The organism is Alteromonas sp. 1_MG-2023, assembly GCF_030547075.1.
Classification (GTDB): Bacteria; Pseudomonadota; Gammaproteobacteria; order Enterobacterales; family Alteromonadaceae; genus Alteromonas.
The window spans coordinates 150,851-165,097 of sequence record NZ_JAUOQH010000007.1; the positions used below are offsets into that span (position 1 = coordinate 150,851).

Genomic DNA, 14,247 nt, shown 5'->3' on the forward strand with positions numbered 1-14,247 from the left:
AGCACCTAGGTGCTGCCCTCCCACTTAATTAAAAGAAACCAAGTGGATTAATGTCGTAGCTAACCAACAAGTTTTTAGTCTGCTGATAGTGATCCATCATCATTTTGTGAGTTTCACGGCCTATGCCTGACTTTTTATAACCACCAAATGCAGCATGGGCTGGATAAAGGTGATAACAGTTAGTCCACACTCGGCCTGCTTCAATAGCTCTGCCTACTCTAAAGCAAATATTCGCGTCTCTGCTCCAAAGGCCCGCGCCTAGACCAAAGCTGGTGTTGTTTGCTATTTCAATCGCTTCTTCTTCGGTTTTAAAAGTTTGCACCGCGATAACAGGGCCAAAAATTTCTTCTTGGAACACACGCATTTGATTGTGCCCTTTTAAAATTGTGGGCTGAATGTAATAACCATTATCTAATCCTGGCAACTGTTCTTTTTCACCGCCAGTAACCACTTCAGCGCCTTCTGATTTACCTATATCAATATACTTAAGGATTTTATCAAACTGTTCGCCAGAGGCTTGCGCGCCTACCATGGTCTCGGTATCGAGCGGGTTACCACGCTTAATCTTTTGGATTTTTTCAATCACTTTATCCATGAAAGCATCGTATATATCTTCGTGAATAATCGCCCGTGAAGGACAAGTACATACTTCACCTTGATTGAAGTAACCTAGCACTAAACCTTCAGCACATTTATCAATAAACTCGGGCTCGTGATCCATAATATCTGGGAAGAAAAGGTTCGGAGATTTACCACCTAACTCAACCGTAGAAGGAATAAGATTTTCGGCAGCACAGCGAAGAATGTGTTCCCCCACTGGCGTTGAACCGGTAAAGGCAATTTTGGCAATTCGCGTACTTGTGGCAAGTGCTTGTCCTGCCTCTGCACCAAAGCCGTTAACGATATTAAGTACACCTGGTGGTAATAGGTCTTGAATAAGCTCTGCAAACACCAAAATAGACACAGGCGTTTGTTCTGCGGGTTTCAACACTACTACGTTACCCGTAACGATAGCCGGCGCTAATTTCCACGCTGCCATAAGCAGTGGGAAGTTCCATGGAATGATTTGGCCTACTACGCCGTATGGTTCGTGAAAATGATAAGCCACTGTATTCTTATCAATTTCGCCAACAGTACCTTCTTGGCTGCGTATACAACCAGCATAGTAACGGAAGTGATCGGCAGCTAAAGGTACATCGGCGTTAAGTGTTTCACGTACGGCTTTACCGTTATCCCATGTTTCCGCTACCGCTAACATTTCGAGGTTCGCTTCAATACGGTCGGCTATTTTTAATAACACCTTTGAGCGTTCAGCTACCGACGTATCAGCCCACCCTTTTTTAGCCGCGTGAGCAGCGTCGATAGCAAGCTCAATATCTTCTGCGGTAGAGCGAGGAATTTGGGCAATGTCGCTGCCATCAACAGGAGACGTAGTAGTAAAATACTCGCCTTTAACTGGGGCTACCCACTCGCCACCAATAAAATTACCATAGCTTTTTTTAAAGCTAACGACTGAACCTTCACTTCCTGGATTTGCGTAAATCATAAAAGACACCTTTTTTGAATGCTTAGCGTGCTAAAGCGACGCCACTTATTGCTTACTGTGTCTTTAAATAATCGTACTTTTGTTGCCCACCGACTATAATGCGATAGGCCGATTTGGCTCCTACTTTAGGAGGGGAAAGGAAGTTTAGGCCTTACCAATATAGCCGTGTTTTGTGGCTAACTCGGTAAAATCGGATGGCGTGGTGTTTAACTTTCGCTTTATCACCGTAAGCGCGTTTGAAACGGTTTTCGCTGACAACGCTAATTCATTGGCAATATCAAAACGTGATTTACCCATGGCGGTTGCCATGAAGATTTCGAACTCGCGTTTAGTGAGTTTTGCAGCGATATCGACATCGGCATTTAATAACTGGTTAGCCAAATTTACGGCCAGCGAACGTTCTATGTATTTTTGCCCCTTCGCCACCACTTTTATCGCTGAAATAAGGGTATCAGGAGGGCTGCTTTTACTAATGTAACCCATGGCACCGGTTTGCATGGCGCGCTGCAGTATGGCGCAATCTTCAAACATACTAAAAAAGATAATTTTCAAACTAGGCTGCTTTGCTAAAAAATCGCCAGCGAGTAACAAACCACTCTCTTTCGCAAGGTTAATATCCAAGATAAGCGTATCAATAGTATGTGCCTGCAATACTTGATGAGTTTGCATTCCATCGGCTGCTTCAAAGACGGTATGGTCAGGCAACATGGCATTTAACAGTGCTTTGTAACCCTCCCTTACCACGGCATGATCATCTACTAGTAAGATATTCATGCCACGTTCGCCTGGCACAGGCTTCCCGCTTCGTGTAAACGTAAAGAGAGCTGAACATTGACCCCTTCGTTTATCTGCGATTTAACACTACAACTAGCCCCTATGCACCTTGCTCTACTGTGCATAGAGGACATACCAATACTCTCAACTACGTGAGCATCGAACCCCTGCCCGTTGTCGCGAATACTTATATTGAGCTCATACTCGTTGCCATGTATATGCACCCACACTTTCGAGGCCTCAGCGTGCTTTACCACGTTATTAACGGCCTCTTGCACAAAGCGGTAAATATGAATATCACGTTCATGCTCTTCACTATATTTATTTAAATTGATAGACACTTGCCATTGGGTGTTAGGTAGCGCTAGCTCCTGTTCAAACACCAATCTCTCAAGAGATTGCTGTAACGATACTCTGTCTAATACCAAGGGGTGAAGGTGTGCGGTTAGATGACGAATTGCATCGCTAATTTGTTGGCTCATGACCTGTACTTTATTCGCAGAAAGATTCAAGACACTAGGCTCTTTTGAATTTACCAGTATGTACGCATGCGCCTTTATGGTTGTGAGCAACTGCCCGACATTGTCGTGCAGTTCTTGTGCAAGGTAACTTCTTTCTTGCTCTTGCAGTAAGGCGAGCTTTTTATCAGTGTTAACCAATTGCCTTTCTTTAATTTGCAACGATTGTTGTAAGCGTTGAAACTGCCCAATAACCCGTTTCACTTCTTTAATATCGCTGTCTTCAAATTTGTCAGTGGATTTACCATCTACCAACTGTTGTAGAGCATCACCTAACTGATTCAACGGTTTTAAACGTTGCTTCACAGCCACTTTAAGGGTGAACAGCAACAAACTTAAAGTCGTAAAAAACAAACCGGCCACTAACCAAAATAGGTTCATATTTTGGACTAACTCAGCGGTATCGTACGCTCTCACCACTAGATACTGATTTTCGTGAATAGGAAGATAAATAGGTTGGTTGTCAGAATGAAAGTTAGCAGGAGCTGATAATCGCCCCGTGAATCGTGAAACCGATAGATGCGGGCTCTGTTCAGCAACGGCTTTAATGTCGCTGGCGGACATGTTCGCCTTAAGCATTTCTTGCACTTGGTTAAGCGCACTTGATGTTTCATCATTAATATTTTGGCGAATTTGGAAGTAGACAGAACATGAAAATACTAAAAAACAGACGATAAAAACTGCCACGATGGCACTGGATATTTTTTTAAATCCTGACATGGCAATACCATAAGTACTTAATAGACATACCTATGCTAAACACTCATTAGCCATAAACCCATCCTGCAAGAGAGTTGTTTTGTTCCTTCGAAAGTAGGAGACGCCTGGGGCATGAAGGGGGACGTGGACGGGGAAATAAACGGAGAAATCAACGGAAAAATGAAGGCAGCTATTGGCGTTATTGAATTAGCACTGATGATTGCCAACGCCAATAAGCCGCCTAACTTAATCCACTACAAACGCTACTTAGATAGAAAGTCCGTAAGCAGCTTAGACACAACCTTTGGTTGCTCATCGGTAACCCAATGGGCAGCGCCCTCTATCCAAGTAACCGACGAATTTGGAATTGCTTCTTCCAACATAGGTGCATACTTTGGCTTTTGGAATTCGTCTTTGTCACCCCATAGTATTAAGGTGTCGTGGGAAAGCGTTTTTAGGTTTCCGGCGATGGCTTGGGTGTATTCTTTGTTTAGCCTGCGCATATTACGGAAAAAAGCTGCCTTTCCCTTTTCATTGCTCCAAGGAGTAATGTATATATCTATCATTTCATCCACTGGTACGTTGTCGCCATACACGCCATTTGGGATAAAATCGTTAAGAATGCCGCTGAACTTTTCTACGCTTGTGCTCTCTTCAAAACCCGGCTCTAGCATTGGCTCGAATTCAGGAATAGGCCAAGAGTCGAAGCACACGCTATCAATTAACACGAGTTGATTAACCTTTTCGGGCGCGTTAACTGCCATTAATTGTGCAATACCACCGCCGATATCATGAGCGACCACACTGGCTTTTGCGATACCCAGCGCGTCCATAAGTTTGAGGATAATACGGGCTTGAGCATTAATAGAGACATCCACATTAGATGGCATGTCTGATTCACCGTAATTAAGTAAATCAGGTGCTATCACTCTATGACTTTTACTAAGGGACGGAATAATATTTCGCCAGAGAAATTTGTTCGTGGGAATGCCATGCAGTAAAAACACTGCCTCCCCTTCACCAGAATCCTGATAAGCAATACGATGACCTTCAATGTTGGTGAATTGCGTTTCAACTACCGTACTTGTACTCATGTAAGTAACCCTCCTAGTTTGCATAATGCGCCTCTATGGCTAAGACATCTGCGGGTGCTTCGTCTTTACAACTTATGCGCGAATAACAGTATTCGTACCAGTGCCGTCCTGTTAAAGATCATCTTAAAGACCCCGTTAAAGGCCTTGTTAAAATGCATGCTAGCGATAGAAAAATTTGGATTACTGTGGGTTTATGCAAAAGAACTTACTACTACGTATTGGTACCCATTTGAGGTGATTGGGTTGGTATGAAAGCCACTGTGGAGTACTTTTCACCACAAAGACAATGGGTCTAGATGGGTGGGTAACGTACATAAAAATACCACCATATAACTGAGCGACACACCCCATCATTTTGTCAACCAATTAACATATAAAAAACCTTTGAAAAGACGATAATTGTTGACCAATTGCCATTTTGTGCTATATAGAATATAGCTTTTCCATAAAACGCTCCTTATTAGCTTTGCGAACAGTACTATTGCCGATAGAATAACGGGTTGCTCCGTTTGATAAAATTATTAGAATTAGCTAATGAGCGACTTTTCTGCAGTTAGAAAAGTAGAAGGCGTGCGTGTTTCGTCGTACTTAAGTCAGGTTGTAACTTCATGTAGAATTTATGTGAAACTGGCCAATAAGAGTAAATGGACGTATAGATATACATCGAACTCACACTTGTCGCTCCTTCGTTCAACATTGTTATACGTTGATTTAGTTAACAATATTTAAATTTTCTAAATCCGGTTTATGAGAAATTACCTGTATTGTTGTGAAAAAGGTGTAGTGAATGAAAAATCGTCGCATGTTCTGGCATATCGTTGAAAAAATAGAAGCGCAAATCGACGCTGGCCGTTACCCGCCTGGAAGCCGCCTGCCTCCAGAAAGAGAACTTGCTGAAAATTTTGATGTCAGCAGACCTACTATAAGAGAAGCTATCATTGCACTTGAAGTGCGCGGTCGTGTTGAAGTTAAAGTAAGCTCAGGCGTTTACGTTCTCGACAATCAGCCGCAACAAAGTGAAGTGCAGCGTATTAGTGCCTTTGAACTTACTCAAGCTCGCGCCTTAGTTGAAGGTGAAGCGGCAGCACTGGCAGCCTTATCTATAACCGATGAAGAGCTTAATAGCCTTAACGATACATTAGTGGCAATGGAAAACGATGACGAGCCCGAAAAGGCTGATAGAGAATTCCATTCTATTATCGCTAAAGCCACGCGAAATAACGCCTTGGTGTTATCAATTCAGCATTATTGGAAGTTGAGAGAGTCTCAGCCTCAAATTATTTCGTCTTATAAAAGTGTCTGCAGTAGCAGTAGCCATGATCGTTTAGAAGAGCACAGACGCATATTTACTGCCTTACAAGCACGAGATTCTCAAACTGCAAGGGCGGCAATGCACGGGCATTTCAACCGTTTAATTAACGCACTTTTTGAAGCTTCAGAAGCAAAAGCTTTGGAAGAAATTAAAAAGAAATCTAGTGAAACCCGCGACAGATATTCTATAACCCACTTGGTTGGTTAAAAACGAGAGTGGGTTGCATTACTACCCCTGTTTAGCCGCACTAGACTTTTATACCGAAGCCGTTCATGGTGTTATGAGCGGCTTTTTAATGCTTATAACTCTTTGTAAAACTCCTTTCTATACCTCTTTTTGAGTTCCTTGTAGTGCTTATTTCAGCGCTTATGTACTTTTCGTTGTGAAGCAATCGTTGTGAAGTAATCGTTGTGAAGCAATCCAATGACATTTACCTGAAGCCTACACCGCAATATTTTCTATTTCCTCCTCTGCCCCATGTAAAAGCCTCATTCGTTGCTTTACTCACTCTTTACCATTAACCACTCCATTACCAAAACGTAAGATAACTTCATTATTTTGGTATGACATAACTCTTGGCTCAAGTTACTAACAGCATTATAATTAAAACTTAATTATTACATTTAATTTACATCAAGGAGTGCGCTGTGATGTTGAGGCAAGTACTTACCAATCGTTCTTACCCCCCTTTTTTAGCAAGTTCAATCGTCGCTTCATTTCTACTGGCTGGATGTGGTGGCGGTGCAAGCTCAGGCGGTACAACGCCAGTTATCACTCCTACACCACCTGTTACAGAAACGCCAGCCGTTGAGGTTTGCGTAAATGAAATGCATACCATTGTAGGCGCCAGTGATGACGGTACTTCGCTACCTCAATACTTGCCTGCTAACGCCATAGACGGCAATACAGCGTTATCCTCAAGGTGGTCTAGTGATGGGCTAGATAAAGCCCTTACTCTCGATTTAGGTACACCTGAAACGGTAGGCGCGTTAGCAATTAAATGGTATGAAGGTGCAGAGCGGGTTGCAAGCTTTTCAATTGAAACCTCAGTCGATGAAACCACATGGTCACCAGTACTTACCCAAGCCGAGTCAAAGGGGAACCAAAGTGGTTTCGAGTTAGTAAACCTCGACTCGTCGGAAGCTCGCTATGTCAGAATTGTTGGGTTAGGGAATAGTGAAAACACTAATAATGGTATTGTTGAAGTGCAGGTGCACAGCTGTGCAGACGCCACCGGCATATATACTGATATATTGCCCAACGAGGTAGGTATTGAGCTCGTTGATTGGTATTTAAGTGTTCCAACCGACGAGGACAATAGTGGCACATCCGACTCTATTTCGGAAACTGAGCTTGCTAGCGGTTACAGTAACTCAGAGTTCTTTTATGCCTCTCACGATAACGGCATTGTTATGCGCTCACCAAGCTATGGTTTCAAAACATCGACTAATACGAATTACGTACGAGTCGAGTTACGTGAAATGCTACGAAGAGGCGACCGTGCTATTAGCACCCAAGGAGTGAACAAAAATAATTGGGTATTTGGCAGTGCATCCGCAGAAGGCCAAGCAGATGCGGGCGGCGTAGACGGTGATTTGCATGTAACCCTTGCCGTAAATAACGTAACGACCACAGGTGAAAACTATCAAATTGGTCGCTTGGTTATAGGTCAAATACACGCCAATGATGATGAGCCCATCCGGTTATATTATCGAAAGCTACCGGGTAACGAGCTTGGTTCAGTTTACTTCGCCCATGAAAGCCGCGTTGAGGACGACGAAGGTGACAATATTGAAACCTATGTTGAACTCATTGGCTCAAGAAGTAACTCGGCCAGTAACCCCACCGATGGCATTGCACTCGATGAGAAGTTTAGTTACCACATCAATGTGAATGTAAATTTACTGACTGTGACCATTAGCCGTGAAGGCAAAGCTGATGTTACTGCGCATTATGATATGAGTGAAAGCAAATACGATGAAGATGGGCAATATCACTATTTTAAAGTGGGTGTGTACCACTTAAATAATTCAAGCGCCGCTGACGAATTTGCGCAAGCTACATTTTACGAGATTAAAAATAGCCATACAGGTTATGCACAAAGCGAGTGAGCCTATATAGCAGCTCACGCCCTGAGCTGCTCATGGTTAATTGCCCATGCTTCACTGGTTCAGGTTTAACTGCTTGAGGTTTTAGTTGCTTGAGGTTTTAGCTGCTTCAATTTCACTGCTTTTAATTCACTGATTTTACTTAACTAGTTTTATTTAACTGCTTAGAACAAAAAAAGCTGCCTGTAACAACAGGCAGCTTTTTTTCTTGTTGGGTAAAGCCGTATTTACTGCCCTACCCGATTCTTATTTCTACTTACTCAGCTTCTAGTATTTCAAGCTAACGCCAGCGAATAAGCGAGGACCGTAATCATTCACTTCACCTAGGTTACCTTGTACATAGTAATCCTGCGATTTAGGTGCGCTGAATAGGTTAATGGCTTCAAGTTTTACGCGTACGTGGTCGTTAATTTTATAAGACATACGTGCTTCCCAAACACCTACTTCATCCACATAACGTAAACGGGTACCGTTACTGGTGTAAGGCTGGAAGTATTCACTACGATACTTGTAGATAATAGCCGTATCTAAATCGCCAATTTGGTAGTAAACCTGAGTACTGAATACGTGCTCAGAGAAACCTGGTACTGATGCTGGGTCAACAATACCTGCAGTTAGCTGCGTGGTACTACCATCTACGTCTGTGATATAAGTATCACCATACAAACTATCTTCAAATTCGAAGTCTGTGTCTGCGTAGTTATACCCTATTTTAACACCGATACCATTATCCCAACGGTAAGCGATTGACGCTTCTAGACCAAAAATGTCGCTTTCTTCATCGGTCGTAACAGAGTTGGTTACTGGAAGAGCAAATTCTTGACCATCAATAACAAAGTTTTCTAATACCGTACGTTGTTGGAACCCACCTTGGAATTGCTTGTAGTACAAGCCAAACGCAAAGATTGAATCTTCGTTAGGATACCACTCAAATGCTACGTCATAGTTCCACGACATAAGCGGCTGTGTATCTGGGTTACCAGAACCGTTAACACCTACCAATAAATCAGACAGTGACGTTGGCGCTAAATCATCATCGGTTTGGAACGTACGGCTGTAACCCAAATCAGATGGATCGGCACGTGACATACCACGGTAGATACCACCACGGATTAGAATATCGTCGCTGTAATCAATAACTAAGTTGAAGCTTGGAAGTACTTCAGTATAGTCACCACCACCTTCGATTCTTTCAAGTGAGTCACCGCTCACTAAGCTAATAACGCCTAGCTCATCAGTAACAACGTCGAATGAGTTTCTAAAGCCCACTGATGTTACTTCAGTATCAACAATACGCACACCAAAGTTACCGCGAATATACTTGTTAAACATTTCTGTATCGTAGCTGGCCATCACGTAAGCAGAGTTTGTTTTCTCTGTTACATCGATAGTACCACTGTTTTCATATTCTACGTCTGGGTAGCCAAACTCACCGTTTTGAGACGCAACCACAGCTTGTGAGAAACACACGTTATCGTAAGTAGCCCATGAAGAACCGCCACCAATTACATTGCCGTCACTATCAACATTTGTAATAAGGTCGCCATCAGATACAGCATCTAAGAAGTCAGATTCAGGGAAGTCTTTCTGACAGCTTTGTAGTAATTCTAGTGCATCGGCATTAGCAGTATCTAACGTAAATTCGTTACGTGAACCATTACCTTGGCTACCACCATATTGAATGAAGCTAAGCTCTGATGTTCTTAAACCTGCTTGAACACTGGTGAACACATCACCGCTCAATGCATATTCAAAATCTAAACGAGCAGACTTAATTTCGTTATCGCGTGTATTTTCTCTATCGATACGAGTACGAAGGCTATCTGTGTAGTTAGAAATATCAGTAACATCAAAATCGGTCACAGTGAAATGAGGGATATATTCGCCCATATCCCAGCTAAAAGATTGTCTGTCAGCAGTTCTCGCACGGTTAGAGATTTGTAACTCTTCACGTGACGTTTTTGAGTAAGCCAAATCTAATTTAACGGTTAGTGCATCAGTCGCATAGTGCTCGATGTTCAGACCGTAACCACGGTAGTTCTCTTCACGAGAGAATTGCTCACCTGATGATTCGATACGATCTTGCCCTTCCCAATGTAGAATACCACCTACATCGTTAGTCACTAACGTAGGACCAGTAAGTCCTGGAATGGCACGTTTTTGTAAGAAGATTAAATCGTGACGAGATTCTTGTTGCGTTCTATCCGACACCTGCGCATCGAAATTAATATCCCAAGCCTCAGAAGGTTGGAATTGAAGCGCTAAGAATAGGGCATCACGTTCATCAGACGTTTCGTTTTGACGATAACTACGGCTGCTTCCAGTCCATGCGTACGGAGTACCATCGCTAACCGCTTTGCCTGTTTCAGGATCAATGGCCGTATCGTAGCCTTGGTTACTGCTGCCGCTAACTTGGTCTTCACAGTCACCTGCACTACTACGGTAGAAACCTTCGTTAGTGTTAGTTGGGTCATTCAAACACGCCCACAGTGAAGAGCCAGTAGGGCTTGAACTTCTGTATTCTGCTTCTGGTTGGCTGATATCTTGGCGTTGCAAACCAAAAGAAATACCTAACGCTTGACCGTTATCAAATTCAAACTGGTCTACATAACTAACGGTACCGCGAAAACCTAAATCACCTTGAAGTGAGTTGTCTACGTTACCTTCGTCAGGGTTGTAGTTAGCTTTAACTTCACCTTGAATACGTTGCTTGCCGTAATCTAGCGGCTGTACTGTTTCCAATGAAATAACACCGGCAACACCACCTTCAATCATAGAAGCGTCTTGAGTTTTATAAATAGCCACTTTCTTCACAAGCTCTGATGGGAACTGAGAGAAGTTTACCGAGCGGTCACCACTACCGTTAGTCGCTTCACGACCATTGATGTGCGTTGCACTTAAGAATGGGCCAAGACCACGAATAGTGATTTCAGTGGCACCACCGTTTTCACGGTGAGAAGCAGCGCCGGTAATTGACTCTAGTGCTTCACCAATTGAAAGTGCTGGTAATTCACCAATGTCTTCTGATGATAAACCATCAACAACGGTGGTAGATTCGCGCTTAATGGCAATTTGATCTTGAATGGTTTTACGGGTACCAACTACGTCGATAACTTCGACATCAGCTTGGTCTTCTTCAGTCAAGTTTGCTTCTTGAGCGTGCAGTGAGAATGCGCTGGTAGTGGCTACACTGGCAATAATTGCTGTGCGCACCCACTTAGCTACTGGGCGAAGCGTGAATTCAGCATTCTCCACTTGTTCACCGCTCAAGTTTTTATTTTGTTGTGTGTTCAACGACATTACGAGATCTCCGTTGTGTCTTTTAATGTGTATAGGGCTGTGTGTGTTGTGTTATTCATCGTCTGCCATCCAAGTAGAGCCTACGCCCACATCAGATGCTTGAATGTAGTAAAGTCCTTTTGCACCCGCTACTGCCTGTGCGCCGCTCGAGTCAGTCTCTATAAGCGTACTTTCAGCAACGACAAACTCAGGAACTTCTTTGCCGTTTCCAGCTGGGTCTTGGTCAATAGCACCATCAGTATCAAATTCGCCATTTCCATCGATATTTCTGATATCTACCCAATCATCAGAGGTATCACCAGACATATAGCTGTCGCTGAAACCAAAGTTGTTGGTTAGGGTTGATGCAGTATGGTTAATTAGGTTGCAGTCATATTCGAAGGAATGGTCACTGAAACCACCGTCGGCATTAAGGTATAAACCTTCCGTCGACGGGTCATTGTTCAAGCCATTTGCAATTAAGTTAGCGTCAAAGTCGATAACGAAAAACTGGTTGCTAAGGCCGTATAATGTTGTGGTTTCTGCTAAATCATCACAGTCATCAACACCTGCTTTTGAACCAATTTCAGTACTAAATACGATAGGTTGTAGCGAGTTAAGTACCGTGTTGTTTGTAACGGTAAGCGATAGATCGCCAGAACCGTCTAGCACCGCTTGGTTACCAGAATTCGGTACACCGCCATCAGCTTGAGAGAATGGGTTTACCGTAAATACGATGCCGCCAGCTTCTTTGTTACCTGAGCGAATACCAGCAATGTAGTTGTTAGTAATGGTATGGCCTAAAGGCGTTACTAGCACACCGCTTGGTCTTTCATCAGAGCTTTCAATATCGGTTGTACGGATAATGATGTTATCGCTAACCGTATTAAACCCGCCGTCTTCTAGTGAAATACCACCACTCGCATTTACGATGGTGTTGCCTTTAATGGTGGCACCCGAGGTTTGAACCCGCATCAAGCGGCGACCAGTAGTCACATTATCAATTAAGTTGTACTGAACAGTGAAGTTAGCCATGTCGGCTGAATCGTCACCTGTAGTGCTACCTAAGTTAAGTAGAAGAAGACTTGAGTTATCAAAGTTTTCGTTCGGGCTTGCGCTAAACAAGTTGTATTGAATAACGTGATCGGAACCCGAAGAAGCTAGCTTGATGATAGAACCTTCTGCGGCCACTGATCGACCAGAGAAGGTGTTACGTTCGATAAGTGCGCCGCTACCTTTCACTACCATCCAATGGAACGAGTCATCTGGGTAGTTCAATGTAGCTTGCTCATTACCCATGGTGTTTTGTGAGAAAACGAAGTTGTCGCCTTCCGAGTAAACCATGGCTTCTTCGCCGCTATCGCACGTAGAACCAGAAAGGGTATCAATATCGGTAAAGGTTAAGCCGGTTACCGCTGCGCCATCCGCAGTGCTAGCAACATGAATACAGAAGTCACCGGTAAAGGTAGGAGTTTCACCTTCAACCGCTCGAAGTTCAATACCGCTGGTTAATTCAAGGGCAGCCATACCTGTATAGGTATTCGTATTTAAGCCAAGCACATCGCCATCAGCCAAGCCAACTAGCGCAGATTCGAGCGCCGCAGCATCACCTACCACTTGGGTATAAACCACAGAATCTAACGCATCCGTTACTGTGTCAGTAAACGAATCGTTATCGGTATAAGCTGCACTCACTGAAATAATCGCGCCTGCATAAGCAGTTGGCGTGAAAGTTTTAGCGTTTGAGTCGGCAATTTCAACGCCATCAGCGGACCAAGTGTATACAACGTTCGCTTCATCAACGCCGTTATTATCAGTAATTTCAGCTGTTAATGTAGCACTCGCTAGGTAAGGCGCAGTGCCCATAATTTCGATACTACCGGCTTGGTCAACTGCAACACTGGTAACTGGAATTGTGGGAGCAGACGTAATGTTTTCTTCAAAACCGTTGTCATCAACATAAGTAACTTGCACGGTAATTACTGTGCCAACCAATGACGCATCTACCACATAGGTACCGTTTGTCGCGCCATCAACAGCGGTATCGTCTGCATACCACTGGTAAGAAATATCACCGGTTGCGCCGTCTTCATCTGCAATTTCAGCAGTTAGGGTATTACCTACCGTTGGTGTACCGGTAATGACTACTGCGCCTTCAGAATTAACTCGAGCCACGACATCAGTAGCTGCTGAGGTGACTGATTCACTAAAACCGCGGTCGTCTTCGAATGTGGCGTTGGCAGTAATTACTGTACCGAACTGTGCGTCGGTAAGTTCTAACTCTGAGGTTACTTCATCTTCAATTTGCGTATCGTCCGCGAACCATGCGTACACGATAACCGCATTTTCAATTCCGTTTTCATCAGCAACGGTGGCAGTTAACGTAGAGCCTACAAGTGCGTCGCCACTAAGGGTAATTGTCGCATCTGATGCGATGGCCATAACATCGTCGGTAGGGTCACTGATATGAGATTCGTTAATGCCGCCCTCATCCGTGTAAAGCCCCTGAACCGTAATTGGTGAACCAATCTGTTCATCGGTAAGTGTGAATGATGAAGAGTTAGCGCCTTCGATAGCAACACCGTCAGCGTACCAGTAATAGGTCACGGCGCTCGCTATACCATCAGGATCGCTTACGGTCGCACTTAGTGTTTCACCGCTTATCGCCGTCCCTGCAAGCACAATAGAGCCTAATGTATTGGGATTGTTGTCTGAACTAACATCTGTACTAACGTTGCAGCCTGTAATAGCTGCAGCAATGGCACACAGTGCGAATGTTTTAAACTTCATAATGGCTCTATTCTCCGAGTGATTGGTTTTGGTTACTAAGTTGCGAACCACACCATATTATTACCAAATTAAAGAGTTATAGGTTACCAATTGAAATTACATTAAGACAACATTGTTAACCTGTTGG

Annotated in this window: 8 protein-coding genes; 2 read left to right on the forward strand and 6 right to left on the reverse strand. The window is 43.6% G+C overall.

Annotated elements, in window-relative coordinates:
• Nucleotides 1-28: 28 nt before the first annotated feature.
• The 4 genes from Q4561_RS09740 to Q4561_RS09755 form a co-directional block, all read right to left on the reverse strand.
• Complete coding sequence (locus Q4561_RS09740) at nucleotides 29-1,546, reverse strand: aldehyde dehydrogenase family protein (RefSeq protein ID WP_303459671.1); 1,518 nt, start codon at nucleotides 1,544-1,546, stop codon at nucleotides 29-31.
• A 144-nt stretch (nucleotides 1,547-1,690) separates the two neighbouring features.
• Nucleotides 1,691-2,320 (reverse strand): response regulator transcription factor, encoded by a 630-nt coding sequence (locus Q4561_RS09745; protein ID WP_303459674.1) that lies wholly within the window; start codon nucleotides 2,318-2,320, stop codon nucleotides 1,691-1,693.
• On the reverse strand, nucleotides 2,317-3,558 hold the full coding sequence (locus Q4561_RS09750; protein ID WP_303459678.1) for a sensor histidine kinase: 1,242 nt from the start codon (nucleotides 3,556-3,558) through the stop codon (nucleotides 2,317-2,319). The genes Q4561_RS09745 and Q4561_RS09750 overlap by 4 nt, the downstream gene beginning before the upstream one ends.
• Before the next feature lie 242 nt (nucleotides 3,559-3,800).
• Entirely contained in the window at nucleotides 3,801-4,631 is an 831-nt protein-coding gene (locus tag Q4561_RS09755; RefSeq protein WP_303459681.1) for an alpha/beta fold hydrolase, read from the reverse strand.
• A gap of 787 nt (nucleotides 4,632-5,418) precedes the next feature.
• Between Q4561_RS09755 and Q4561_RS09760 the strand changes: the two genes are divergently transcribed.
• Nucleotides 5,419-6,150, forward strand: coding sequence for a FadR/GntR family transcriptional regulator (locus Q4561_RS09760; protein WP_303459683.1), 732 nt, complete (start codon nucleotides 5,419-5,421; stop codon nucleotides 6,148-6,150).
• A gap of 443 nt (nucleotides 6,151-6,593) precedes the next feature.
• Nucleotides 6,594-8,054, forward strand: a complete 1,461-nt coding sequence (locus Q4561_RS09765; protein WP_303459804.1) for a polysaccharide lyase family 7 protein — start codon at nucleotides 6,594-6,596, stop codon at nucleotides 8,052-8,054.
• A 264-nt stretch (nucleotides 8,055-8,318) separates the two neighbouring features.
• Here the strand turns inward: Q4561_RS09765 and Q4561_RS09770 are convergent, their stop codons facing one another.
• Together Q4561_RS09770 and Q4561_RS09775 are read right to left on the reverse strand one after the other, a co-directional pair.
• Nucleotides 8,319-11,351, reverse strand: coding sequence for a TonB-dependent receptor (locus Q4561_RS09770; RefSeq protein WP_303459684.1), 3,033 nt, complete (start codon nucleotides 11,349-11,351; stop codon nucleotides 8,319-8,321).
• A gap of 51 nt (nucleotides 11,352-11,402) precedes the next feature.
• On the reverse strand, nucleotides 11,403-14,120 hold the full coding sequence (locus Q4561_RS09775; protein ID WP_303459686.1) for a chondroitinase-B domain-containing protein: 2,718 nt from the start codon (nucleotides 14,118-14,120) through the stop codon (nucleotides 11,403-11,405).
• Nucleotides 14,121-14,247 lie beyond the last annotated feature (127 nt).